24 protein-coding genes are annotated in these 24,631 nt (G+C 71.1%); 11 read left to right on the top strand and 13 right to left on the bottom strand.

From position 1 onward, the window contains the following. Nucleotides 1–14: 14 nt before the first annotated feature. The 6 genes from AC1Q49_RS09680 to nrdH form a co-directional block, all read right to left on the bottom strand. Nucleotides 15–425 carry a MarR family winged helix-turn-helix transcriptional regulator gene (locus AC1Q49_RS09680; protein WP_060959411.1) on the bottom strand — a complete coding sequence of 137 codons (411 nt, stop codon included), beginning with the start codon at nucleotides 423–425 and terminating at the stop codon, nucleotides 15–17. A 97-nt stretch (nucleotides 426–522) separates the two neighbouring features. Further along, nucleotides 523–990, bottom strand: coding sequence for a DUF3817 domain-containing protein (locus tag AC1Q49_RS09675; protein WP_060959405.1), 468 nt, complete (start codon nucleotides 988–990; stop codon nucleotides 523–525). A gap of 164 nt (nucleotides 991–1,154) precedes the next feature. Further along, nucleotides 1,155–2,135, bottom strand: a complete 981-nt coding sequence (gene nrdF, locus AC1Q49_RS09670) for a class 1b ribonucleoside-diphosphate reductase subunit beta (RefSeq protein ID WP_005052315.1) — start codon at nucleotides 2,133–2,135, stop codon at nucleotides 1,155–1,157. A 31-nt stretch (nucleotides 2,136–2,166) separates the two neighbouring features. Further along, on the bottom strand, nucleotides 2,167–4,323 hold the full coding sequence (gene nrdE / locus AC1Q49_RS09665; RefSeq protein WP_492491871.1) for a class 1b ribonucleoside-diphosphate reductase subunit alpha: 2,157 nt from the start codon (nucleotides 4,321–4,323) through the stop codon (nucleotides 2,167–2,169). Beyond that, nucleotides 4,305–4,736: a class Ib ribonucleoside-diphosphate reductase assembly flavoprotein NrdI gene (nrdI, locus tag AC1Q49_RS09660; protein ID WP_101305969.1), complete on the bottom strand. Its 432-nt coding sequence runs from the start codon at nucleotides 4,734–4,736 to the stop codon at nucleotides 4,305–4,307. Before nrdI ends, nrdE begins: the two co-directional genes overlap by 19 nt. 1 nt (nucleotide 4,737) lies before the next feature. Then, nucleotides 4,738–4,971 (bottom strand): glutaredoxin-like protein NrdH, encoded by a 234-nt coding sequence (gene nrdH / locus AC1Q49_RS09655; protein WP_005052310.1) that lies wholly within the window; start codon nucleotides 4,969–4,971, stop codon nucleotides 4,738–4,740. A 404-nt stretch (nucleotides 4,972–5,375) separates the two neighbouring features. Between nrdH and AC1Q49_RS09650 the strand changes: the two genes are divergently transcribed. Beyond that, on the top strand, nucleotides 5,376–6,599 hold the full coding sequence (locus tag AC1Q49_RS09650; RefSeq protein ID WP_205282614.1) for an MFS transporter: 1,224 nt from the start codon (nucleotides 5,376–5,378) through the stop codon (nucleotides 6,597–6,599). Nucleotides 6,600–6,779: 180 nt separating this feature from the next. Here the strand turns inward: AC1Q49_RS09650 and AC1Q49_RS09645 are convergent, their stop codons facing one another. Then, complete coding sequence (locus tag AC1Q49_RS09645) at nucleotides 6,780–7,184, bottom strand: pilus assembly protein CpaE (RefSeq protein ID WP_101305967.1); 405 nt, start codon at nucleotides 7,182–7,184, stop codon at nucleotides 6,780–6,782. A 218-nt stretch (nucleotides 7,185–7,402) separates the two neighbouring features. Between AC1Q49_RS09645 and AC1Q49_RS09640 the strand changes: the two genes are divergently transcribed. After that, complete coding sequence (locus tag AC1Q49_RS09640; protein ID WP_492491867.1) at nucleotides 7,403–8,563, top strand: acyl-CoA dehydrogenase family protein; 1,161 nt, start codon at nucleotides 7,403–7,405, stop codon at nucleotides 8,561–8,563. A 165-nt stretch (nucleotides 8,564–8,728) separates the two neighbouring features. Here AC1Q49_RS09640 and AC1Q49_RS09635 read toward each other — a convergent pair whose 3' ends face one another. After that, nucleotides 8,729–9,001: a metal-sensitive transcriptional regulator gene (locus AC1Q49_RS09635; protein WP_060959399.1), complete on the bottom strand. Its 273-nt coding sequence runs from the start codon at nucleotides 8,999–9,001 to the stop codon at nucleotides 8,729–8,731. A 34-nt stretch (nucleotides 9,002–9,035) separates the two neighbouring features. On the opposite strand from AC1Q49_RS09635, the gene AC1Q49_RS09630 reads away from it, so the two are divergent. The 4 genes from AC1Q49_RS09630 (at nucleotide 9,036) to AC1Q49_RS09615 (ending at nucleotide 12,099) form a co-directional block, all read left to right on the top strand. Continuing rightward, nucleotides 9,036–10,307 carry a DUF445 domain-containing protein gene (locus AC1Q49_RS09630; protein WP_101305965.1) on the top strand — a complete coding sequence of 424 codons (1,272 nt, stop codon included), beginning with the start codon at nucleotides 9,036–9,038 and terminating at the stop codon, nucleotides 10,305–10,307. 75 nt (nucleotides 10,308–10,382) lie between these two features. Beyond that, nucleotides 10,383–10,727, top strand: a complete 345-nt coding sequence (locus AC1Q49_RS09625; RefSeq protein WP_101305964.1) for a gamma-glutamylcyclotransferase family protein — start codon at nucleotides 10,383–10,385, stop codon at nucleotides 10,725–10,727. Beyond that, nucleotides 10,727–11,635, top strand: coding sequence for an agmatinase family protein (locus tag AC1Q49_RS09620; RefSeq protein ID WP_492491864.1), 909 nt, complete (start codon nucleotides 10,727–10,729; stop codon nucleotides 11,633–11,635). The genes AC1Q49_RS09625 and AC1Q49_RS09620 overlap by 1 nt, the downstream gene beginning before the upstream one ends. Continuing rightward, nucleotides 11,632–12,099 carry a SixA phosphatase family protein gene (locus AC1Q49_RS09615; RefSeq protein WP_492491862.1) on the top strand — a complete coding sequence of 156 codons (468 nt, stop codon included), beginning with the start codon at nucleotides 11,632–11,634 and terminating at the stop codon, nucleotides 12,097–12,099. Before AC1Q49_RS09620 ends, AC1Q49_RS09615 begins: the two co-directional genes overlap by 4 nt. 222 nt (nucleotides 12,100–12,321) lie before the next feature. Here the strand turns inward: AC1Q49_RS09615 and hutI are convergent, their stop codons facing one another. From hutI to hutH, 3 genes are read right to left on the bottom strand one after another with little or no spacing between them, the layout of a single operon-like run. Further along, nucleotides 12,322–13,530, bottom strand: a complete 1,209-nt coding sequence (gene hutI, locus AC1Q49_RS09610) for an imidazolonepropionase (RefSeq protein ID WP_492491860.1) — start codon at nucleotides 13,528–13,530, stop codon at nucleotides 12,322–12,324. Beyond that, complete coding sequence (gene hutU, locus AC1Q49_RS09605) at nucleotides 13,527–15,257, bottom strand: urocanate hydratase (protein WP_492491858.1); 1,731 nt, start codon at nucleotides 15,255–15,257, stop codon at nucleotides 13,527–13,529. The genes hutI and hutU overlap by 4 nt, the downstream gene beginning before the upstream one ends. A gap of 16 nt (nucleotides 15,258–15,273) precedes the next feature. Then, on the bottom strand, nucleotides 15,274–16,890 hold the full coding sequence (gene hutH, locus AC1Q49_RS09600) for a histidine ammonia-lyase (protein WP_492491856.1): 1,617 nt from the start codon (nucleotides 16,888–16,890) through the stop codon (nucleotides 15,274–15,276). Nucleotides 16,891–16,941: 51 nt separating this feature from the next. On the opposite strand from hutH, the gene AC1Q49_RS09595 reads away from it, so the two are divergent. Beyond that, entirely contained in the window at nucleotides 16,942–17,721 is a 780-nt protein-coding gene (locus AC1Q49_RS09595; protein WP_061782109.1) for an IclR family transcriptional regulator, read from the top strand. 29 nt (nucleotides 17,722–17,750) lie between these two features. Here AC1Q49_RS09595 and AC1Q49_RS09590 read toward each other — a convergent pair whose 3' ends face one another. Beyond that, nucleotides 17,751–18,767, bottom strand: coding sequence for a LacI family DNA-binding transcriptional regulator (locus tag AC1Q49_RS09590; protein ID WP_240191224.1), 1,017 nt, complete (start codon nucleotides 18,765–18,767; stop codon nucleotides 17,751–17,753). A 168-nt stretch (nucleotides 18,768–18,935) separates the two neighbouring features. On the opposite strand from AC1Q49_RS09590, the gene AC1Q49_RS09585 reads away from it, so the two are divergent. From AC1Q49_RS09585 to AC1Q49_RS09570, 4 genes are read left to right on the top strand one after another with little or no spacing between them, the layout of a single operon-like run. Further along, nucleotides 18,936–20,195, top strand: coding sequence for an extracellular solute-binding protein (locus AC1Q49_RS09585; protein ID WP_492491853.1), 1,260 nt, complete (start codon nucleotides 18,936–18,938; stop codon nucleotides 20,193–20,195). A 37-nt stretch (nucleotides 20,196–20,232) separates the two neighbouring features. After that, nucleotides 20,233–21,312: a carbohydrate ABC transporter permease gene (locus AC1Q49_RS09580; RefSeq protein ID WP_492491892.1), complete on the top strand. Its 1,080-nt coding sequence runs from the start codon at nucleotides 20,233–20,235 to the stop codon at nucleotides 21,310–21,312. After that, nucleotides 21,309–22,214 (top strand): carbohydrate ABC transporter permease, encoded by a 906-nt coding sequence (locus tag AC1Q49_RS09575; protein ID WP_492491851.1) that lies wholly within the window; start codon nucleotides 21,309–21,311, stop codon nucleotides 22,212–22,214. The genes AC1Q49_RS09580 and AC1Q49_RS09575 overlap by 4 nt, the downstream gene beginning before the upstream one ends. Then, nucleotides 22,211–24,106, top strand: a complete 1,896-nt coding sequence (locus AC1Q49_RS09570; protein WP_492491849.1) for a glycogen debranching N-terminal domain-containing protein — start codon at nucleotides 22,211–22,213, stop codon at nucleotides 24,104–24,106. Before AC1Q49_RS09575 ends, AC1Q49_RS09570 begins: the two co-directional genes overlap by 4 nt. 6 nt (nucleotides 24,107–24,112) lie before the next feature. Here AC1Q49_RS09570 and AC1Q49_RS09565 read toward each other — a convergent pair whose 3' ends face one another. Continuing rightward, a complete protein-coding gene (locus tag AC1Q49_RS09565; protein ID WP_101307190.1) occupies nucleotides 24,113–24,589 on the bottom strand; it encodes a YbaK/EbsC family protein in 477 nt (158 codons plus the stop codon). Between the last annotated feature and the right edge of the window lie 42 nt (nucleotides 24,590–24,631).

The raw sequence follows: 24,631 nt of genomic DNA, 5'->3' as shown, positions 1-24,631 counted from the left end.
GACGGGCCGCCCGCTCAGACGATGCCGGCGCGGATGCCGTCCAGCGAGTCGGCGACCTTGGGGAGGCGCTGAGCGAGCACGCCGTCGAGCTCGAACAGGCGCTCCCGGGCGTCCTGCAGGACGCGGGCGCCCTTGGAGGTGACGTGGAGGTCGCTGGCCGCTCCGGCGTGGGCCGTCGCATCCTGGACGAGGCCGTCGTCGACGAGCGTGCGGACGGCGGTGTGCGCCGACTGCACCGTGATGTGAGAGCGGCGGGCGAGCTCGGAGAAGGAGATCCCCGGCTCGGCGTAGATGTGCCCGAGGAGGCCGAACTTGCGGGTGCTGATGCCGAGGTCCTTCAGGATCGCCGCCAGCTGCTCCTCCCACATCGCCGAGACCGCGAGCAGCGCGATGACCGGACTGAAGCGGGGGCTCTCTTGGGTCATGGCCCCATGCTAGCGAGCCACCGGCGTGCCAGAGGGTCGCCGTACCGTGACTGTTCCCGACCGATCCTCGCCGTTCGCGACTCACCCCTCCGGATCGTCAGCCCTTCGCGCCGCCGGGAGGGCCGAGGATCAGGAGCACCGCGAAGATCGCGACGACCGCGACGAGGATGCCGACGAACAGCAGCCAGGGGCGGCGCAGGAACCACGCCAGCGGCGCGTCGTACCAGCGCGCATCGGTCGCGTCAGCGGCCTGCTCGACACGCCAGGTACCCGCGAGCAGGCCACGACGATGCACCCACAGCTCCGTCGGGACCGTCGCGTAGGGGATGATCGCGGAGATCAGGGCGACGGCCGTCGGACCCGCCGGCCAGCGGTTGTTCAGCGCGACGAGCACGACGGTCGCGCCGTAGGAGAGGAACACGAATCCGTGGATGCCGCCGCCGATGGTGACCGCCGGCGCCCAGCCGGTGGTCGCGCGGACGATGAGCCCCGCGATGAGCAGCGTCCACGACACGGCTTCGGCGAACGCGAGCGTGCGGAACAGGGACAGGGGTGTGCGGAGCATTCCTTCAGCATAACTGAAGGCGGGGTCGGTGCCTGAGCGCTCCCTGTGAGGCCCGGCCGGACGCCGCCGAGTCGTGACACGACGACGCCCCCTGCCGAGATGCTCAGGGAGCAGGTCGGCAGGGGGCGTGCGCGGGGCTCGGCATCCACCTCACGGTGACGCGATCAGAAGTCCCAGTCGTCGTCCTCGGTCGCGACGGCCTTGCCGATGACGTACGACGAACCCGAGCCGCTGAAGAAGTCGTGGTTCTCGTCGGCGTTCGGCGACAGGGCCGACAGGATCGCGGGGTTCACGTTGGTCAGCTGCGACGGGAACATCGCCTCGTAGCCGAGGTTCATCAGCGCCTTGTTGGCGTTGTAGTGCAGGAACTTCTTGACGTCCTCGGTCAGGCCGATGCCGTCGTAGAGGTCCTGCGTGTACTGCACCTCGTTGTCGTACAGCTCGTACAGCAGCGAGAAGGTGTAGTCCTTGATCTCGTCGCGCTCGGGCTGGGTGAGCTTCTCGAGCCCCTTCTGGAACTTGTAGCCGATGTAATAGCCGTGCACGGCCTCGTCGCGGATGATGAGGCGGATGATGTCGGCGGTGTTCGTCAGCTTCGCCTTGCTCGACCAGTACAGCGGCAGGTAGAAGCCCGAGTAGAACAGGAACGACTCCAGCAGGGTCGAGGCGACCTTGCGCTTGAGCGGTTCGTCGCCACGGTAGTAGTCCATGACGATGTGGGCCTTCTTCTGGAGGTTCGGGTTCTCCACCGACCACCGGAACGCGTCGTCGATCTCCGGCGTCGAGCACAGGGTCGAGAAGATCGACGAGTAGCTCTTCGCGTGCACCGACTCCATGAACGCGATGTTGGTGTACACCGCCTCCTCGTGCGGCGTGATCGCGTCGGGGATGAGCGACACGGCGCCGACGGTGCCCTGGATGGTGTCCAGGAGCGTCAGCCCGGTGAACACCCGCATCGTGGTGGTCTGCTCGTCGGGGGTGAGCGTCGCCCACGACTGGATGTCGTTGGACAGCGGCACCTTCTCGGGCAGCCAGAAGTTGTTCACGAGGCGGTTCCAGACCTCGAGGTCCTTGTCGTCCTGGATGCGGTTCCAGTTGATCGCCTGGACGTGATCGATGAGCTTGAGCGGCTCAGAGGGGGTCATGATTTTCCTTCAGCGGTCGTTGAACGCAGCGTCACAGCATGCAGCTGACGCACTCGGACAGGTTCGTGCCCTCGAGTGCCATCTGACGCAGGCGGATGTAGTAGATCGTCTTGATGCCCTTGCGCCACGCGTAGATCTGCGCCTTGTTGATGTCGCGCGTGGTGGCGGTGTCCTTGAAGAACAGCGTCAGCGACAGGCCCTGGTCGACGTGCTGCGTGGCCGCGGCATACGTGTCGATGACCTTCTCGTAGCCGATCTCGTACGCGTCCTGGTAGTACTCCAGGTTCTCGTTCGTCATGAACGGCGCCGGGTAGTAGACGCGGCCGATCTTGCCTTCTTTGCGGATCTCGATCTTCGACGCGATCGGGTGGATCGAGCTCGTCGAGTTGTTGATGTACGAGATCGAGCCGGTCGGCGGCACCGCCTGCAGGTTCTGGTTGTAGATGCCGTGCGCCTGGATCGAGGCCTTCAGCTCACGCCAGTCGTCCTGGGTCGGGATGTGGATGCCCGCGAACAGCTCGGCGACCCGATCGGTCTGCGGCACCCACTCCTGCTCGAGGTACTTGTCGAAGAACTCCCCCGACGCGTACGTCGAGTCGGCGAAGCCGTCGAAGGCCGTGCCGCGCTCGATCGCGATGCGGTTCGAGGCGCGCAGGGCGTGGAACAGCACCGTGTAGAAGTAGATGTTCGTGAAGTCGATGCCCTCTTCCGACCCGTAGTGCACGTGCTCGCGCGCGAGGTAGCCGTGGAGGTTCATCTGACCCAGGCCGATCGCGTGCGAGCGGTCGTTGCCGTCCTCGATCGAGCGGACCGAGCGGATGTGGCTCTGGTCGCTGACCGCCGTGAGCGCACGGATCGAGGTCTCGACCGTTCCCGCGAGGTCCTTGCCGTCCATCGCGAGGGCGATGTTCATCGAGCCCAGGTTGCAGGAGATGTCCTTGCCGATCTGGTCGTAGGACAGGTCCTCGTTGTACGTGGTCGGCGTGTTCACCTGCAGGATCTCGCTGCACAGGTTGGACATGTTGATCCGACCCTTGATCGGGTTGGCCTTGTTCACCGTGTCCTCGAACATGATGTACGGGTAGCCCGACTCGAACTGGATCTCGGCGAGGGTCTGGAAGAACTCGCGCGCGTTGATCTTCGTCTTCTTGATGCGCGCGTCGTCGACCATCTCGCGGTACTTCTCGGTGACCGAGATGTCGCCGAACGGCACCCCGTAGACCTTCTCGACGTCGTACGGCGAGAAGAGGTACATGTCCTCGCCGTTGCGGGCGAGCTCGAACGTGATGTCGGGGATCACGACGCCGAGCGAGAGCGTCTTGATGCGGATCTTCTCGTCGGCGTTCTCGCGCTTGGTGTCGAGGAAGCGCAGGATGTCGGGGTGGTGCGCCGAGAGGTAGACGGCGCCGGCGCCCTGACGCGCACCGAGCTGGTTGGCGTAGCTGAAGCTGTCTTCGAGCAGCTTCATCACGGGGATGATGCCGCTGGACTGGTTCTCGATCTGCTTGATCGGCGCGCCCGCCTCGCGGATGTTGCTCAGCAGCAGCGCCACGCCGCCGCCGCGCTTGGACAGCTGCAGTGCGGAGTTGATGCCGCGGGCGATCGACTCCATGTTGTCCTCGATGCGCAGCAGGAAGCAGCTGACGAGCTCGCCGCGCTGGGCCTTGCCGGTGTTGAGGAACGTGGGGGTCGCCGGCTGGAAGCGGCCGGAGATGATCTCGTCGACGAGCTTCTCGGCGAGCTGCTGGTCGCCGTCGGCGAGCCCGAGGGCGGTCATGACGACACGGTCCTCGAAGCGCTCGAGGTACCGCTTGCCGTCGAAGGTCTTCAGCGTGTAGCTCGTGTAGTACTTGAAGGCGCCGAGGAACGTCTCGAAGCGGAACTTCGCGCCGTACGCCCGGTCGTTCAGGCGCTGGATGAACGCGAACGGGTACTTCTCCAGCACCGCGCCCTCGTAGTACTCCTTCTCGACGAGGTAGTCGAGGCGCTCCTGCAGCGAGTGGAAGAACACGGTGTTCTGGTTGACGTGCTGCAGGAAGTACTCCCGCGCGGCGCGCTTGTCGGCGTCGAACTGGATCTGGCCGTTCTCGCCGTAGAGGTTGAGCATCGCGTTGAGGGCGTGGTAGTCCATCCCCTCGAAGCGCGCGTCTGTCTTGAATGTCGCCGGGCTCACTGCAGCTTCCACCATCGTTCCAATCCGTCGCTCACACGAACGACGTCGTCAGGCGTGCCGAAAAGTTCGAGCCGATACAAGTGCGGCACGGTGCACTTGCGGCTGATGATGTCACCGGCGCGACAGAACGACTCGCCGAAGTTGGTGTTGCCCGCGGAGATCACTCCGCGGATGAGGTGACGATGGTGCTCGACGTTGAGGAACCGGATCACCTGTTTGGGGACGGCCCCCTTCTCCTCGCCACGCCCCTGGCCGCCCCCGTAGGTCGGTGTCACGAGCACGAACGGCTCGTCGACCTCGAGGGGGGCGTCGCCAGGGGTGAGCGGGATGCGGGCGGCCGGCAGGCCGAGCTTCTCGATGAAACGCGCCGTGTTGCCCGACACACTCGAGAAGTAGACGAGCAGCGGGGCGCTCGTCAGCGTCGGCATCTCAGGCCAGACGGCTCGCGAGCTCGTCGATCTTGTCGGGACGGAAGCCCGACCAGTGGTCCTCGTCCGTGACGACGACCGGCGCCTGCAGGTAGCCGAGCGACTTCACGTGCTCGAGGGCCGCCGGGTCTTCGGAGAGGTCGAGGACCTCGTAGTCGATGCCCTTGGAGTCCAGCGCGCGGTAGGTCGCGTTGCACTGCACGCAGGAGGGCTTGGTGTACACCGTGATTGCCATGTCGTTCTTTCTCTCCCCTTGATCCCAGCGGATCGATCTCTGCGGTTGTCGTCGTCTTGTCGCCTGTGGTCCCGGCCCTGCCCCCGCCGGGAGTCCAATACTACATATGGGTACGGACGTTGGATAGCACCACAAGGGCTAGTAGTTACATCCGTGTAGTTTTGCACCGTTCTCCCCATGTACAACACAGGTTGTCCACCGTTTCATCCACAGGATGCCGAGCGATCCGGCGTCGGGAAAAAGCCTGAATCACGGGCATTTCCCCCGGGCCGCGCCCGCTCATCCACAGTTCGGACGCTAGCCGCCGCCTCCGACACTCCCGGGCCTGTGGAATGGGGTCGTCGGCGTGTCGCGGCATCCCTCGGGCGTGTCGCGATGTCGCCCCCGACGGGTAGCGTGGAGGGGTGGCGGGATACCGGGAATTGCTGCGCACGCAGGGCGTGGCTCGCATCATCGCGGCTCAGCTGACGGCACGGTTCCCGAACGGCATGACGAGCCTCGCGATCCTGCTGCACGTCGAGCAGATGACCGGGTCGTACGGAGCCGCCGGTCTCGTGCTGGCGGCGGCATCCGTGGGTCAGGCGACGGCCGGCCCCGTGACGAGCCGGTGGATGGGCCGATGGGGCATGCGCCGGGTGCTCACCCTCACGACGACCGTCTGCGCCGCCGCTCTGCTCGCCCTCGCCCTGATCCCCATGGGCGTCGTGGGTTACATGGTGTTCGGCCTCATCGCGGGCCTGTCCACGCCGCCCGTGCAGTCCGCGGTGCGCACGATCTACCCCAAGCTCGTCAACGCACGGCAACTGACCGCCCTGTTCTCGCTCGATGCGAGCCTGCAGGAGATCATCTGGATCCTGGCGCCCGTCGTCATCACGGTCGTCGCCACGCAGGTCGGCACGGTGCCGGCGCTCCTGCTCATCGTCACGATCCTCGCTGCCGGCGGCGCGTGGTTCATCCTCTCCCCCGAGGTCGGCCGGGTGCGCATACCGCGCAGCCGTCGCGCGTTCGGGAAGGTGCTCGGCAAGCCCGTCGTGCTGCTCGCCACCGTCATCGGCTTCCTCCTCATCGGCGCCTGCGCCGCGGTCGAGGCGGCCGTCGTCGCGACATTCGGACACGGCGGCCTCGAAGCCGGCCTCGTGCTCGCCGTCTTCTCCGTCGGCAGCCTCGCCGGCGGCCTGGCGTTCGGCCACATCCCCATGGGGCCGTGGGCGATGGCGCGCCGCATGAGCGTCGTCGCGGTCGGACTCGTCGCGGCGGTCTTCGTCGTGGGCGGCATCGGCGCCTCCACGCCGTGGTGGATCGGGGCGTGCCTCGTGATCGCGGGCGTCGGCATCGCGCCGGCGCTGGCCGTCATGTTCGCGATGACCTCGGCATCCGTGAAGTTCAGCGAGACCGCCGAGGCCTACGGATGGATCGGCACCGGACAGCTCATCGGCGCCGCGCTCGGCTCCGCCATCGCCGGGTTCCTCATCGACGGCACCGGCCATGCCGGGGCGTACGCGGCGGCCGCCGCCTTCGCGATCGTCGGGGCGCTGGTCGCGACCGCCTTCGTCCGCGGCTTCCCCGACCTGCGCGGCCGCGACGCGAGCCCCATCCCCGACACCGAGCCGGTCCCCGTCATCACCTGACGCCCCGCCCTGCTCGCGCGTACGAGGGTGCGGCGCCTCGCGCGTGCACGGCCGCTGACACGCGCCCGAACTGCAAGGGATGCTGCGAGACACGCCGCATCCGTGTGCGCGGAGTCGGCGTGTCGCCCGCGGGACCTTGCCGTTCGGTCGGCGCGACCCGGGCGCCGCGGCACCCGCGGCTCAGGCGATCCGGCGGAGGATGTGCAGGAGCGCGAGGGCGTACGCGTCCTCGGGCTGCGGATGCTCGAACACGTGGCGCTCGCCCGCGAACTCGATCTCGACGCGATGGGTGTCGGCCAGCCGCTCCAGGCGGCGGAACGCGCCGCGCAGCAGCTCGCGCAGCTGATCCTCGCGCGGCAGCCACAGCGCGTCGGTCTGCGCGACCGAATCCAGCGCCCACTCCGTCGTCCCGTTGAACGCGAGGATCGCACCCGTCGCGTACTGGCGGGGTTCGATCGTCATCTCACTGACGGTGAACACGTCCGCTTCGAACTCCGGCTCGTCGAGCTGGAAGCGGTCACCGGATGCCGGGCGCCACACGAGCCCCGCATCGCGGAGGGCGACGGCCAACTCGGTCGAGATCATGCCCCCATCCTCCCCCGCCCACGCCGCGGCCGGGCCATCCCGCGACGCCCCGGCCGCGCCGGGCATCGCGGCACGCCGGACCGAACTCCTCCAATCTCGTACGCCCCGGCCGCCTCACCGGCACTTGGGCCCCGGCCCGGCCCCAAGCGGAGGAGTTCGGGACACGCGACCTCGACGCCGAACGGCCCGACTCCCGCGGCGAGGGGCAGGATGGAAGGGTGAGAGACTTCGACCCGACCCCGTACCTCCCCGACGACCTGCTCGAGCGCATCCGCTCGCGCGCCGCGGCGGTGGATGCCGAGAACCGGTTCCCCGACGAGGACCTCGCCGAGCTGAGGGATGCCGGGTATCTCGCGATCCTCGTCCCGACGGCGCTCGGCGGCGCGGGACTGGGTCTCGCCGAAGCGGCGGTGCTGCAGCAGCGACTCGCGAGCGCCGCGCCGGCGACCGCTCTCGCGATCAACATGCACCTCGTGTGGACGGGGGTGGCGAAGGTCATGTCCGACCGTGGCATCGACGACCTGCGGTTCGTGCAGACCGGCGCGGTCGCCGGCGAGGTCTTCGCCTTCGGCATCAGCGAGGCGGGCAACGACCTCGTGCTCTTCGGCAGCGACACCGCCGCCGTCCCCCGACCCGACGGTTCGTACACGTTCACGGGGACGAAGATCTTCACCTCGCTCGGCCCGGTCTGGACCCAGCTGGGACTGCACGGACTCGACACGACCGACCCGGCGAACCCGAAGATGGTCTACGCCTTCGTTCCCCGCACCGACGCCGTCGACACCCGCGACGACTGGGACACCCTCGGCATGCGCGGCACCCAGTCGCGGACGACGGTGCTGAGCGGCGTCGTCGCCCCCGCCGACCGGGTCGTGCGCCGTGTCGACCCGGGCCCGAACCCCGATCCCATCGTGTTCGGCATCTTCAGCGTGTTCGAGGTGCTCCTGGCATCCGTCTATACCGGCGTCGCACGTCGGGCGCTCGATCTGGCCGTCGCCGCCGCCAAGACGCGGAGCTCGAAGAAGACCGGCCGTCCCTACAGCGACGACCCCGACATCCGGTGGCGGATCGCCGAGATGGCGCTCGCCTACGACGGCCTGCTCCCCCAGGTCGCGGCGATCGCGCACGACGTCGACGCGCTCATCGACCACGGCGGACTGTGGTTCCCGAAGCTGTCGGGCCTGAAGCATCGGGCGGTGGTGTCCGCCAAGCAGATCGTCGACGAGGCGATGCTCGTCGCGGGCGGCTCGTCCTACTTCACCCGCAACGAGCTCAGCCGCCTGTACCGCGACGTGCTGGCCGGCATGCTCCACCCGTCCGACCCCGAGTCGGCGCACGCGACCGTCGCCGCGGCCTGGCTCGGTCCGGTCGGCGCCTAGCCTCCCCGACCGCGCCCGCCGCGGCATCCACCCCGCCGCATCCGACCGAACTGCAAGGGATGCTGCGCGACGCGCCGTCGGCGGCGCGCCGGACCCCGCGTGTCGCACCGACGGCCTTGCAGTTCGGGCGCCCGACCCGGCCCGACAGCCCCGCCGACGACGCGGTCAGCGGGTCTCGAGGTCGTATGCCTTGAGCAGTTCGGCGACGGCGAGGTCGCGCTGATCGCCGCCCTCGGCGAACATGTGGGCGACGTGCGTGCGCAGGTGGTTCTCGATCAGGAGCTTGTCGAGCGAGGCCAGCGCCTTCTGGATCGCCCGGGACTGGGCGATGATGTCCATGCAGTACTCCTCGCCCTCGATCATCCGCGCGAGCCCGCGCACCTGTCCTTCGAGGATGCTGGTGCGGTGCAGGGCGCGCTTCTGGATGTCTTCGATCACGCGGCCAGGATACGCCGCGTGCGAGACTACGGGGATGGCGCCCACTCCCACGCAGCTGCTCAGCCCGGCCGATCAGGAGCGCCGGCGAGCTCTGCGGGTGATGAAGGGCGTCGCGCTGGGCGCGCTCGTGCTGATGGCGGTCGTGTTCGTCGTCGCCTTCATCCTCCAGGAACGTTATCCCTGGCTGGAATACGTCCGCGCGGCGGCGGAGGGCGGCATGGTCGGCGCCCTGGCGGACTGGTTCGCGGTGACGGCGCTGTTCCGCCACCCGCTCGGCATCCCCATTCCGCACACCGCGATCATCCCGCGGCGCAAGGACGAGATCGGCCGCACCCTCGGAGAGTTCGTCGAGACCAACTTCCTCGAGGCCGAGGTCGTGCGATCGAAGCTCGAGTCGACCCCCATCGCCCGCACCGCCGGCACGTGGCTGAGCGAGCCCGCCCACGCCGAGACGGTGGCGGGCGAGGCGTCGGCGGTGGCCTCCGGCATCCTGCGCGCCCTCAGCGACGACGAGGTGCAGGACCTCATCAGCGACCTGGCGCGCGAGCACCTGCTGAGCCCCGAATGGGGTCCGACCGTCGGCGCGTGGCTCGGGCGGGTCGTCGCGGCCGACGCGCATCGCGGCGCCGTCGACCTCGGCGTCGACAGCATCGCGACGTGGCTGCGGGCGAACCACGAGGCCTTCAGCGGGCTCGTCTCCCGGCGCCTCCCCTCGTGGGTGCCGTCGGTGGCCATGCGCCTCGTCGACGACACCGTCTACAACGAGGCGGTCAAGTTCGTCGCGGCCATCCAGGCCGACCCCGATCACCCGGCGCGGCGCGCCGTCGACGGCTACCTGACCCGTCTCGCCGAGAACCTGCAGAGCGATCCGACGACCATCGCACGCCTCGAAGACGCGAAGACCGCGGTGTTCGACAGCCCGCGCGTGCGCGAGCTCGCCGCCGACGCGTGGAACACCGCGAAGACGGGACTGCTCGCGGCGCTGGCCGACCCCGAGAGCGGTCTGCGCCGGCGCGTGACGGCGGCGCTGGTCGAGATCGGCGAGCGTCTGGCCACGGATGCCGCGCTGCAGCACCGTGTCGACGACCGGATCGCGGACGCGGCCGTCTTCGTCGTCGACCGCTACCGCCACGACATCGCCTCGATCATCACCGACACCGTCGAGAAGTGGGATCCGGCCGAAACGACCGAGAAGATCGAGCTGATGGTCGGCCGCGACCTGCAGTACATCCGTCTCAACGGCACGATCGTCGGCGCCCTGGCCGGCCTCGCGATCTTCGCGGTCGCCCACGCGCTGCTCGGCTGAGCACCCCTTTTTGACGGCGCCGACGTCGGCGGTGCCATCTGGATGCGGGCACCCGGCGCGCAGTAGCCTGACGGCATGGACGATCCGGCCGACGATCTTCTCTTCACCTACGGCACCCTGCAGTACGCCGAGGTGCAGCTGGACACGTTCGGACGCCTCATCGCCGGCGAGCCCGACGTGCTCCCGGGCTACACGATCGACTACGTCGAGATCGAGGACCAGCGCGTGGTCGACCTCTCCGGAGCCTCCGTGCATCCCGTGCTCCGCGAGACGGGCAACACCGTCGACAAGGTCGTCGGACGGGTGCTGCACCTCACGGCCGACGAGATCGACGCCGCCGACGAGTACGAGGTGTCGCTGTACCGCCGCGTCCGGGTGAGGCTCGGCAGCGGCCGGACCGCGTGGGTGTACGTCGGCTGATGGCGCTCTCCCACGATCCGCTCTGGCCGCGCGCGGGCGACTGGCCCACGATCGGCGACCTCGCCGCCGGTGATCGCCTCGACGCCGCACTGCTCGGCGCCCCCGCCTTCCGCACCTCGCTGTCGCCCACCGGGGCGCACGCGACGCCCGCGGCCGTGCGCGACGCGCTCCGCCGCTTCAGCCCGACGCTCATGGGTCCCCCGCCCGTCGACCTCGCCGACGCGCTCCGGCTCGCCGACGCGGGCGACGTCGCCGAGCCCGACGGTCCCGACGGAGAGGCGCTGCTGCGTGCGCGCGTCGGCGAGCTGCGGGGGCGCAGCGAGCTGGTGATCGCGATCGGCGGCGACAACTCGATCACCTACGCGGCGGCCCAGGGCGCGGATGCCGCCGGTCTCATCACCCTCGACGCCCATTTCGACCTGCGCGACGGCGTGTCCAACGGCTCTCCCGTGCGGCGGCTGGTCGACGGCGGGCTCGATCCGCGCCGCGTCGTCCAGGTCGGCATCGCCGACTTCGCCAACTCCGCCGCCTACGCCCGGCGCGCCGCCGACCTCGGCATCCGGGTGATCACCCTCGACGAGGTGCGGCGCCGCGGGATCGACGACGTGGTGACGGAGGCGCGCGAGATCGCGGGACGCGGGGGCGGCGGCATCCACCTCGATGTCGACGTCGACGTGTGCGACCGCGCGGTGGCGCCCGGGTGCCCGGCCTCCGTGCCCGGCGGGCTGCAGGCGTGGGAGCTGCGGGCGCTCGTGCGCGGCATCGCCGCCGCCCCCGCGGTGCGCAGCGCCGATATCGTCGAAGTGGATGCCACGGCCGATGCCCCCGACGGGCGTACGGTGCGGCTGGCCGCCCTGTGCGTGCTGGAACTGCTGACGGGCCTCCACACACGAAAGGTGTCCGCATGACGACGCTCGTCCTCGTCCGCCACGCGAAGAGCGACTGGGGAGATCCCGGCCTCGACGACCACGACCGCCCCCTCAACGCCCGCGGCCTGCGCGATGCGCCCGCCCTGGCGGCGCGGCTGGCCGGCACCGGCATCCGGCTCGAGGCCATCCTGTCGTCGACGGCGCTGCGTGCCCGCACGACGGCATCCTTCTTCGCCGAGGCGTTCGGCCTCGACGCGGAGCTGGACGGCGACCTGTACGGGGCTGCGGCGGCCACGCTCCTGCGGGCGGCCGCCGACCGCGGCGTTCCGGCCGTCATGGTCGTCGCGCACGACCCGGGGATGACCGCGCTCGCGGAGCGGCTCTCCGGCGGCGGGATCGGTCATATGCCGACCTGTGCCGTCGCGACGTTCGTGTGGGCCACCGACGACTGGGATGTCGCGACGGCGACGGATCCGGAGCAGTGGAGCTTCGACAGCCCCTGACGCGACGGGGCGCAGGGCGTTTCGACTCGCGGCGCAGCCGCTCGCTCAACGACCGGGGGCGAGACGGGGCGCAGGGCTTTTCGACTCGCGGCGGCGCCGCTCGCTCAACGACCGGGAGGCGGACGGGGCGCGGGGCGTTCGACTCGCGGCGGCGAACGACCGGGAGCGGGCGAGGATGGGACCCGGACGTTGAGCGAGGCGCGCAGCGCCGAGTCGAAACGCCTAAACGATCAGCTCCCCGCCGCGGTAGACGGCGCGCACGAGCGGCACCCCCGGGCGGTACGCGAGGTGGGTCCGGGTCGGCGCGTCCAGCATCACCAGGTCGGCCCGCGTCCCGAGGGCCAGGGTGCCGACGTCATCGCGGTCGAGGGCCCGGGCACCGCCCGCCGTCGCCGCCCATACGGCCTCGGCGACCGTCATCCCCATCTCGCGCACGGCCAGCGCGATCATGAGCGGCATCGAGCTCGTGAAGCTCGTGCCCGGGTTGCAGTCGCTCGCGAGCGCGACCGTGACTCCCGCATCGATGAGCCGGCGCGCATCGGGGTACGGATGCCGGGTCGAGAACTCCACACCGGGCAGCAGGGTCGTGACGACCCCGGCCTCGGCCAGCCGGGCGACGTCGTCGGGGTGCAGGTAGGTCGCGTGGTCGAGCGAGAACACACCCAGCTCGGCCGCGATCCGCGCCCCCGGACCGTGTCCGAGCTGGTTGCCGTGCAGCCGGGTGCCGAGACCCGCGGCCGCGCCGCCCCGCAGGATGCGGCGGGTCTCCTCCGCGGTGAACGCGCCGCGCTCGCAGAACACGTCGATCCACCGGACGTACGGGCGTACCGCGGCGAGCATCGGTCCGCAGACGAGGTCGACGTACGCCGCGCGGTCATCGACGAACTCGGCCGGCACGACATGAGCCCCGAGAAAGGTGACCTCGTCCGTCACCTCCCGGGCCAGGCGGGCGAGCCGCGCCTCGCCCTCCACCGTGAGGTCGTAGCCCGTCTTCACCTCGAACGTGGTCGTCCCCTGCGCGTGCAGCTCCGCCGCGAGGCCGGCCAGTCGCGCCCGCAGCTCGTCGTCGGATGCCGCGCGGGTCGCCGCCACCGTCCGTCGTATGCCGCCCGCGGCATAAGGTTGTCCGGCCATCCGCGCCTCGAACTCGTCCGCCCGGTCGCCGGCGAACACGAGGTGCGTGTGGCTGTCGACGAAGCCCGGGAGGATTGCGCGGCCGCCGGCATCCACGACCTCGACCTCCGGCGTCGCCCCTGTCTGCGGCCCATCGAGACGCGGCTCTTCGGTGCCGCGGCCGACCCAGGCGACGCGCCCGTCGACGACGGCGAGGGCGGCGCCGCGGATCAGTCCCGTGGGGTCGCGGGGGTCGTCGCCGAGCCCGGTGACGTTCGTCGTCAGCTCGCCGATGCCGGTGATCAGCAGCGTGCTCACGGGGCGACATCCCCGAGCATCGGAACGATCAGCCCCCGCTCGCGGGCGACCTCCCGCGCCCGGTCGTAGCCGGCGTCGACGTGGCGCATGACACCGGTGCCGGGATCGTTCGTCAGCACCCGCGCGAGCTTCTCCGCCGCCAGGGCGGTGCCGTCGGCGACCGTGACCTGGCCGGCGTGGATCGAGCGGCCGATGCCGACACCGCCGCCGTGGTGGATCGACACCCAGGACGCCCCCGACGCCGTGTTCAGCAGCGCGTTCAGCAGCGGCCAGTCGGCGATCGCGTCGGAGCCGTCGGCCATCGCCTCCGTCTCGCGGTACGGGGAGGCCACCGAGCCGGCGTCGAGATGATCGCGGCCGATCACGATCGGGCCGGCGAGCTCCCCCGAGGCGACCATCTCGTTGAACCTCAGTCCGGCGAGGTGGCGCTCCTGGTAGCCGAGCCAGCAGATCCGGGCGGGAAGCCCCTCGAAGTGCACGGTCTGGCCCGCCTTGTCCAGCCAGCGGCGCAGCGCCGCGTCCTGCGGGAACAGCTCGGCGACCGCGCGATCGGTCTTGGCGATGTCTTCCGGATCGCCCGACAGCGCCACCCAGCGGAACGGTCCCCGCCCCTCCGCGAACAGCGGGCGGATGTAGGCGGGCACGAAACCGGGGAAGGCGAAGGCCCGGTCGTAGCCGCCCAGCTCGGCCTCCCGGCGGATCGAGTTGCCGTAGTCGAACACGGCGGCCCCGGCATCCTGGAACCCGACCATCGCCGCCACCTGCGCAGCCATCGCGGCGCGGGCGCGCACGGTGAAGCCCTCGGGGTCGGATGCCGCGGCGTCCTTCCAGGCGGCCACGCTCACCCCGATCGGCAGGTAGGCGAGCGGGTCGTGGGCGCTGGTCTGGTCGGTGACGATGTCGATCGGCGCGCCGCCCGCGTGGCGGCGTCGCAGGAGCTCCGGGAAGACTTCGGCGGCGTTGCCGACGAGACCGACCGAGAGCGCCTGCCCCGCCGTGCGGGCCGCGACGACGCGCGCCAGGGCCGCGTCGAGGTCGTCGGTGTACTCGTCGAGGTAGCCGTGTGCGACTCGGCGCTCCAGCCGCGACGCATCGACGTCGACGATCAGCACCGCTCCCCCGTTGAGGGTCACCGCGAGGGGCTGCGCCCCGCCCATGCCGCCGGCACCGCCCGTGAGGGTCAGGGTGCCGGCGAGGGAGTCGCGCCCCAGCGAGCGGGCCACCGCGGCGAACGTCTCGTACGTGCCCTGCAGGATTCCCTGGGTGCCGATGTAGATCCACGATCCGGCGGTCATCTGCCCGTACATCGTGAGCCCGAGCTCCTCGAGCCGGCGGAACTCGGGCCACGTCGCCCAGTCGCCGACGAGGTTCGAGTTCGCGATGAGCACGCGCGGTGCCCACTCGTGCGTGCGGAAGACGCCGACCGGCTTCCCCGACTGCACGAGCAGCGTCTCGTCGGGCTCCAGCTCGTCGAGGGTGCGGACGATCGCGTCGTAGGCCTCCCACGACCGGGCGGCGCGCCCCGTACCGCCGTAGACGACCAGGTCCTCCGGATGCTCCGCGACCTCGGGGTCGAGGTTGTTCATGAGCATCCGCTTCGCGGCCTCCGCTCCCCAGCTCTTCGCCGTGCGCTGCGCTCCGCGCGGGGCGCGGATCGGGCCGCGCGGTGAGACGGCCGCGCCGGTCTCCGCGGCGGCGGAGTCGGGGGTCTCGGCATGGGATGTCATCGTGGATCTCCTTCGATCAGGCCGGGTGGGCGGAAGTGGCGAACGCGGCCGCGGCGACCTCGCCGGAGAGCACGAGTGCCGTCGCGGTCTCGAGGTCGGGGCTGACGAACCGGTCGGGTCCGGGGCCGGCGACACCCGCCGCGCGCACCCGGTCGCGCACCGCGGCGGTCGCCGGCCCCGGGCGCAGCGGGGCGCGCAGGTCGAGGGCGCGGCATCCGGTGACGAGCTCGATCGCGAGCACCCGAGCGAGCCCGTCGATTCCCCGTCGGAGCTTGCGGGCCGCCGACCACCCCATCGACACGTGGTCCTCCTGCATCGCCGACGAGGGGATCGAGTCGACGGATGCCGGGACGGCCAGGCGCTTGAGCTCCGAGACGATGCCCGCCGCGGCGTACTGGGCGATCATGAGGCCGGAGTCGACGCCCACCTCGTCGGCGAGGAACGGGGGCAGGCCGTGGCTGCGCGTGCGGTCGAGAGCGCGGTCGGTGCGCCGCTCGGCGATGGAGGCGAGGTCGGCGACGGCGATCGCGAGGAAGTCGAGCACGTACGCCACCGGCGCACCGTGGAAGTTCCCGTTCGACTCGACGCGGCCGTCGGACGTGACGACGGGGTTGTCGATCGCCGAGGCGAGCTCGCGGGCGGCGATCGCCCGCGCGTGCTCGACGGTGTCGCGGGCCGCACCGTGCACCTGGGGTGAGCACCGGAGGGAGTAGGCGTCCTGCACCCGGGTGCAGACGGCGGGGTCGCGGTGGCTCGCGACGATCGGCGAGTCGGCGAGGAGCGCGCGGAGATTGGCGGCGGAGGCCGCCTGCCCGTGCTGCGGACGCAACGCCATGAGGTCGGCGGCGAAGACGGCGTCGGTGCCGAGCTGGCTCTCGATCGAGATCGCCGCGGTCACATCGGCCACCGCGAGCAGGTTGTCGAGATCGGCGAGCGCGAGCGCGAGCATCCCCAGCATCCCGTCGGTGCCGTTGATGAGCGCGAGTCCTTCCTTCTCCTCGAGCACGAGCGGGGCGACGCCCGCGGCGTCCAGGGCGTCGGATGCCGGGACGAGGACGCCCGCGGCATCGCGCACCTCGCCTTCGCCCAGGGCGGCGAGGGCGATGTGCGACAGCGGGGCGAGGTCGCCGGAGCAGCCGAGCGAGCCGTACTCGCGCACCACGGGGGCGATGCCGGCGTTCAGCATCGCGACGTAGGTGTCCACGACGACCTCGCGCACGCCGGTGTGTCCGGTCGCGAGGGTCTGCAGCCGCAGGAGTTGCAACGCGCGGACGACCTCGCGCTCGACCTCGGCGCCGGTGCCGGCGGCGTGGGAGCGGATGAGGCCGGCCTGCAGCTGACGACGCCGCTCGGGGGCGATGAACGTCGTGGCCAGCGCGCCGAACCCGGTCGAGATGCCGTAGTGCGGCTCGGGGTCGCCCGCCAGCCGCTCGACGAGCCGGCGCGCGTCGCGGATGCGCGCGGCGGCGGCGGGTGCGAGCTCGACCCGTGCGCCGTGGCGCGCCACCGCGCCCCCCCCGGCGACCACCTCGGACACCTGCAGGGGGCGCTCTCCGACGACGACGGAGCCCGCCTCGGCCGGGCCGTCGTGGGGGCGGAGGGGCAGGGCGGTCGCGTCGGGCGGTGTCGTCATGCCCCGATTCCATCGCGGCGACGGCGCGCCGAACAGGGGCTGTGGCAATCTGTGTCTGTGATCCCAGACACATCGGTGAGCGCGCCGCAGGTGCCGGCCGCCGATCAGACGTTGCGCATCCTGTCGTACCTCGGGCGCCAGCGCGGACCGGTGGCGGCGCGGACGATCGCCGAGACGCTCGGCATCGCACGCTCGAGCGTCTACCACCTGCTCGCGGCGATGGCCGAGCACGGCTTCGTCGTGCACCTTCCCGACGAGCGGCGCTGGGGCCTGGGCACGGCCGCGTTCGAGCTCGCCGGCGGCTACGCGCGCCAGCAGCCGCTCGCCCGGCTCGGCCGTCCGCTGGTCGCCGCCCTGGCCGACCGCTGGGGCGAGAGCGCCCATCTCGCCGTCATGACGGGACGCGACGTGCTGTACATCGTGGAGGAGCGCGCGCCGCGACGGCCGGCGCTCATCACCGATGTCGGGGTGCGTCTTCCGGCCCACCTGACCGCGACGGGACGCGCGATGCTCGCCGCTCTCCCCCGCGAGCAGGTGCGAGCCCTCTACCCGGATGCCGCGGCTTTCGCCGACCGCACCGGGCGCGGCCCGCGCCGGCCCGGCGAGCTGCGCGACGTGCTGCGGCGGACGCGCCGGCAGGGGTTCGCCGACGAGGACGGCGAGGTGACGCTCGGCTTCCGCTCCGTGGCGGTCGCCGTGCACGATCACGCCGAGTGGCCCGTCGCCGCGATCGCGATCACGTGGCCCGCCGATTCGGCACACGACGCGGCATCCCTCGCTCCCGCCGTGGCCGTCGCGGCGGGCGAGCTGCGGCGCCGCCTCTACGGCTGAGCGCGGCGCGGGGGATCGCGGCGCGGGCCTCAGCGCACGACGAGGCGCGGCTCGACCAGCACGTGCGCGCGGCCCGGCTCGGCGTCGCGCGGGTCGATCGAGGACGCGCCGCCCAGGAGCAGGTCGAGCGCACCGACCGCGACCTCTTCGGGCAGCTGCTCGACGCTCGACAGCCCGAGGGCCTCGACCGCGGGGGTGTTGTCGAAGCCGATGATCGGCAGCCGCGGGCGCCCGGCGGCGACGGCGGCCAGGTGCGCGCCGACGGCGAGCGAGTCGCTGACGCAGACGAGCGCGTCGATGTCGTCGCGGGCGACGACCGGGGCGGCGATGTCGCGCGCCCGCGCGACGTTCTCCTCGCTGGTCAGGCGTACGGGCGCCCAGGTGCTGCCCGCGTCGGCGGCGGCGAGGGCGCGGCGCCAGCCGCTCTCGCGATCGTCGCCCGTCGCCGACCCGGCCGGCCAGCCGAAGAACGCGACCCGCGCCCCCGCCGTCGCGAGGGCGTGCGTCGTGGCCTGGGCGGTGCCCGCGGCCCCGTCGACGTCCACCCAGTGATGCGTCGGCGCGCCGACGTCGTCGCGCCCCCAGGGCCTGCCGAAGGAGACGAACGGCACGCCGCGGGCGAGGAGCCACTCGGCGCGCGGATCGCCGGGGAAGGTGCCCGTGATCACGACCGCGTCGATCTCGCCACCCTCCCGCAGATCGCCCATGCGGCGGATCTCCTCGTCGGGCGTCCGGGCGGCGTAGAGCATGACGCGGAGCCCGCGCTCGCCCGCCTGCTCGGTGAGCGCGTGCACGAAGCGGTCGAGCACCACGCCGGAGATGCCGCCCGCGTAGGGGTCGAGGTGGATGCCGATCGTCGAACTGCGTCGGGTGCGCAGCCGGCGCGCCGAGGCGTGGGGCGCGTAGTTCAGTCGCGAGATGGCATCCGTGACGCGCGCCCGCGTCTCCTCCCGCACGATCTGGGGCGAGTTGATGACGTTGCTGACGGTCTGTCGCGAGACGCCGGCGGCGCGCGCGACGTCCTCGATCGTCGCCGATCTGTTCACGCGGACCTCCCTTGACGCTCTCGGCATCCTCGTCTATCTTTTCAAGCATCCCACAATTTGAACGATCAAATGATCGATCCAACGGCGGACCGTTTCGACGTTCCGACACCGGGATGGCACCATGAGGCCGCGCCCGAAGGCGCAGGCCACGCGATCGAAGGAGATGCGATGAAGCGACAGACAGCACGGACGCTGCTCGCGGCGGGAGGCCTGGCCGTTGCCACGAGCCTGCTGCTGACCGGCTGCGGCCAGGGATTCAGCGGCTCGGGATCGGCCGGCTCAGCGAGCGCGGGCGACCTGACCTCGTCCGACAAGCCCTTGACCATCATGATCGGCTCGTCCGGCGACGCCGAGACCACGGCGGTGCAGGATGCCGTGGCCGCCTGGTCGTCGTCGTCCGGCGTGTCCGCGTCGGTGGTGGCCGCCACCGACCTCGCCCAGCAGCTGTCCCAGGGCTTCGCCGCCGGCTCGCCGCCGGACCTCTTCTACCTCAGCACCGACCAGCTCGCGGGCTTCGCGAGCAACGGGTCGCTCAAGGCCTACGGCGACCAGCTGAGCAACAAGGGCGACTTCTACCCGTCGCTCGTGAAGAACTTCACCGTCGACGACACGTTCTACTGCGCCCCCAAGGACTTCTCCACGCTGCAGCTCGTCATCAACGAGAACCTGTGGACGCAGGCGGGACTGACCGACGCCGACATCCCGACCACGTGGGACCAGCTCGCAGAGGTCGCCGCGAAGCTCACGAACGGCACCACGAAGGGACTCGTCTTCGGCGGCGAGTACGCCCGCCTCGGCGCCTTCATGGCCCAGGCCGGCGGACGGCTCGTCTCGGAGGACGGCACGACCGCCGAGGCGAACAGCGACGCCAACGTGGCCGCGCTCACCTACGTGCAGCAGCACCTGCAGGACGGCACCTTCGCGTACGCCTCCGACGTGGGCGCCGGCTGGGGCGGTGAGGCGTTCGGCAAGCAGCTGGGCGCCATGACGATCGAGGGCAACTGGATCACCGGTGCCCTCGGCGACTACCCCGACGTGAAGGCCAAGGTCGTGGAGCTGCCCGCCGGCAGCGCCGGCAAGGGCACCCTGCAGTTCACCAACTGCTGGGGCATGGCCGCCGACAGCCCCAACCAGAAGGCCGCGCTCGACCTCGTCGAGTACCTGACGAGCGCCGAGCAGCAGCTCGCGTTCTCGAAGGCGTTCGGCCCGATGCCGTCGGTGCAGTCCGCCGCCGAGACCTGGAAGAGCGATAACCCCTCGCTCGTCGCGTTCCTCGAGGGCGCCGACTATGCGCAGGGCGTTCCCACCAACAAGGGCGCTGCCGACGTCATCAAGGACTTCAACGCGCAGCTCGAGTCGCTGAAGACGGGCGACCCGAAGAAGATCCTCGACTCGGTGCAGTCCAACCTCGAGGCCGTCGTCGGCTGATCATGTCCGCCGCTCCCGTCGCTCCGGCGCGGGCTGGCTGTTCGTGTCGCCCGTCATCCTGATCCTCGGCGTCTTCCTGCTCGTCCCCGTGCTGATGGCGCTCTGGGTCAGCTTCTCGGACTGGTCGGGGCGCGGCAGCCCCCTCTCCCCCTCCGTCGGCTTCGTCGGCCTGGACAACTACGCCGCCATCACCACCGGCGGCGGGCTCGCCGAACGCGACTTCGGCACGGCGCTGCGCAACAACGCGTGGTACGTGCTGCTCGTCGTCCCGCTCCAGACCGTGCTGTCGCTCTTCCTGGCCGTTCTGGTCAGCCGCCGGATCCTGCGCGGTCGCGGCTTCTTCCGCACCGCATTCTACTTCCCGTCGGTGACGAGCTCGGTCGCCATCACCGTGCTGTGGCTGTTCCTCTTCTCCTTCGCGGGTCCCGTCAACCAGATCCTGTCGGCGATCGGGCTCGCCGCCCCCAACTGGTTCAACGACCCGCGCGGCATCGTCCACGTCGCCCTCGGCGCGCTGGGCGTGTCGGACGGACCCGACGCGCTCACCGGCAGCGGCCTCCTCGGCGTCTCGTGGTGGGACTGGCTGTCCGGCCCGTCCGTCGCGATGTCCGCGTTCGTCCTCATGGCGGTGTTCACGACCAGCGGCACCTTCATGCTGCTGTTCATCGCGGCGCTGCAGAACATCGGATTCGAGCTCACCGAGGCCGGCATGATGGACGGCGCGAACGGCTGGCAGCGCTTCTGGCACATCACGCTCCCGCAGCTGCGCCCGACGCTGTTCACCGTGATCACGCTGGGCCTGATCGGATGCTGGCAGGTGTTCGATCAGATCTACACCGGAACCCAGGGCGGCCCCGCCAAGACGACCGTGACGCCCGCCTACCTCTCGTACACCTCGGCCTTCCAGAACCAGGACTGGGGCGTGGGCGCCGCGATCGCGTTCATCCTCTTCCTGATCATCATCGCCTTCACGCTCCTCCAGCGCTGGGTGCTGCGGGACCGGCCCGTCTCGAAGCGGCGCATCCGCGCCTACCAGTCGCGCGCAGCCTCGGCATCCGGTGCAGCCTCGGCATCCGGCGCGGTCTCATCCTCATCCTCGAAGGAGGCCCGATCATGACCACCACGCTGACCACCGTGGAGGTGCAGGCCGCGGCATCCGCACCCCCGCCGCGCCGACGCCGACGGCTGACGCCGCGCAGCGTGACGGGACAGGTGCTGCTCTACGGCATGCTCGCCGCGCTGGCGATCGTGTACGTCTACCCGTTCCTCGTGCAGGTCGCCACCTCGTTCAAGACCGAGCCGGATGCCGCGGCGGACCCGATCTCGCTCATCCCCGCCACCTTCTCGACGGCGGCGTACGAGCGGCTGTTCCTGCACAGCGACTTCCCGCTCTGGTTCGCGAACTCGGCCGTGGTCACCGTCTGCGTGACGGTCGGGCGCGTGTTCTTCGTCTCGCTGGCGGGCTACGCACTGGCCCGCCTGCGCTTCCGGGGACGCGGGGTCGTGTTCGCGCTCGTCGTGGCCGTGATGGCGGTGCCGACGGTCGTGCTCCTCATCCCCAAGTTCCTCGTGCTCAACCAGCTCGGCCTCTACGACTCGTACGCGGGCATGATCCTGCCGCTGCTCGTCGACGCGGCAGGCGTGTTCATCATGAAGAACTTCTTCGAGTCGATCCCCGACTCGGTCGAGGAGCAGGCGCGCATCGACGGCGCCGGCACCTTCCGCGTGTTCTGGTCGATCGTGCTCCCGATGGCACGACCCGCCCTGATCACGATCGTGATCCTGTCGTTCCAGGGATCGTGGAACGAGCTGAGCCACTTCATCGTGTCGACCCAGTCGCCTGAGCTGACCACGCTGACCAAGGGCGTCGCCTCGCTCGCGTCGGGCCAGCTCAGTCAGGGCACGCAGTACCCCCTCAAACTCGCGGCCGCGGCGATCATGACGATCCCCGTCGCCGTGATCTTCTTCCTCTTCCAGAAGAAGATCATGAACACCAGCGAAGGAGCAGTGAAGGGATGACGGCCGGCTTGCAGCCATTCCTCTCCGACCGGATCGTGGCGCTGACGGCGCCCACGCAGGCCTGGTCGGGCCGTGACGGCGACATGGGATCCGCCGTCATCGACGGGATCTACCACGGCGACACGCGTTTCGTCCGGACGCTCCGCGTCGACTACGCCGCCGCGGACGGGACCTATCTCGCCCCGGAGCACGTCGCGACCGACATCGTCGGTGCCGGGCAGGTCCGCATCGACGCGCTCCTCCGCGGCGTCGACGACCCCAGCCCCGACCCGAAGGTGCGCCTCGTGCGCGAGCGCCGGGTGGCCGACGGCACGATGTCCGAGACGCTGACCGTGCGCACCCACCTCGAGAAGCCCGTGCGCGTCCGCCTGCGCGTGCGCATCGGTATCGACATCGGCGCGCTGCAGGAGGTCAAGGCGGGCACGCCGACGGGCGATCCCGGCGACCCCACCGTCACCGAGGCCGGTGTCACCGCCCGGCGGGGCGGAGCGACGCTCGAGATCGACGCTCCGGAGGCGGCGATCGACCTCGCCGACGGCGGAGAGATCACGCTGGTCTGGGACCTCGACGGCGATGGACGCGACGCGGCGAGCGTGTCGTGGACCGCGCGCCTCGACGACCGCTCGCTCGTGGTCCGCGGCGCCCGGACTCCCGCGCCGTGGCCGCGTCCGATCGCCCCCGCGGGAGCCGACCCCCGGCTCCAGCGCTGGCTCGACCGCGCTCTCGACGATCTCCGTGCCCTCCGCCTCGCGCTCCCCGACGCCCCCGACGACGAGTTCTTCGCGGCCGGCGCACCCTGGTTCTTCACCCTGTTCGGCCGGGACTCGCTGTGGGCGGCGCGCCTCATGCTGCCCGTGGATGCGACCGTCGCGGCCTCCACGCTGCGCGTCCTGGCGCGACTGCAGGGCACGCGGGACGACCCCGCCACCGCGCAGCAGCCCGGGAAGATCATGCACGAGCTGCGCGCGTCCACGCTGTCGATGCCCGGGGAGGGCATCGTGCTGCCGCCGCTGTACTACGGCACCGTCGACGCGACGGCGCTCTGGGTCACCCTCCTGGCCGATGCGGCCGCGCAGCTGCCGGCCGCCGAGGTCGAGAGCCTGCTGCCCGCCCTGGAGAGCGCGCTCGGCTGGATCGTCGCGTCCGCGGAGCGATCGGGCTTCCTCGAATACGTCGACGAGACGGGCCACGGACTGTCGAACCAGGGCTGGAAGGATTCCGGCGACTCCATCCAGTGGCAGGACGGCACGCTCGCGAACGGCCCGATCGCGCTGTGCGAGGTGCAGGGCTACGCCTACGAGGCGGCGCTCGGCGGGGCCGCACTCCTCGACCGGTTCGGGCGTCCGGGCGGCGGGGAGCTGCGGGACTGGGCCGCGGGGCTCAAGCGCCGCTTCGCCGCGCGCTTCTGGGTGACCACGCCGTCCGGACGCTTCCCCGCGATCGCCCTCGACCGCGACGGCCGACCGGTCGACACACTGACCTCGAACATCGGCCACCTCCTCGGCACCGGCATCCTCCACCCCGACGAGGAGAAGGCCGTCGCCGACCTGCTCGTCGACCCGCGGATGTCGTCCGGTTTCGGCATCCGCACGCTGTCGACCGATGCCGGCGGCTACTGGCCGCTCAGCTATCACGGCGGAAGCGTGTGGATCCACGACACGGCGATCGTCGCGCGCGGCATGGCGCGCGCGGGTCTGCACGGCCACGCGCGCCGGGTCGTGGCCGAGATGCTCGCCGGCGCGGAGGCCTTCTCCTACCGCGTGCCCGAGCTGTATGCCGGCGACGGGGCGGACGAGGTGTCGGCGCCCGCACCGTACCCCGCCGCGTGCCGCCCGCAGGCGTGGACGGCGGCGGCGGCCGTCACGGCGTGGGAGGTGCTCCGCGCGGACTGAGCGCGCTCAGTCGACGGCGCTGACCGTGCCTCCGGTGAGGCGGACGAGCTCGTCGAAAGTCAGGGGGAAGACGGTGTGGGGCGTTCCGCCCGCGGCCCAGATCTCGTCGAAGGCGGCGAGCGCCTCGTCGACGACGGTGGGCAGCGGCGCGGGGTGGCCGGTCGGAGCGACGCCGCCGATGGCCTGCCCCGTGGCCGCGCGCACCTGCTCCGGCGTCGCTCGCACGATGCTCCGGCGCCCGAGGCGCGCCGCGAGCGCCGCCGTGTCGACGCGGTGGGCGCCGCTGGTCATCACCAGGAGCGGCTCGCCGTCCGACCAGAACACCAAGCTGTTGGCGATGGCTCCGACCTCGATGCCGAGGGCGGCGGCGGCGAGCGCGGCGGTGGACGCGGCATCCGGGAGCGTGATGATCTCGCCCGAGACGCCGGCGGCGCGGAGGGCGTCGTGGACGATGCGGCTGCGCGGTGAGAGGTTCTCCGTCATGGCACGAGCGTAGCGGCGGCGGGCCGGGGGGGGGGGGGGGGG

The sequence above is a fragment of the Microbacterium sp. MPR-TSA4 genome (genome assembly GCF_058792815.1).
This window is presented reverse-complemented; position numbering and strand designations above follow the sequence as displayed.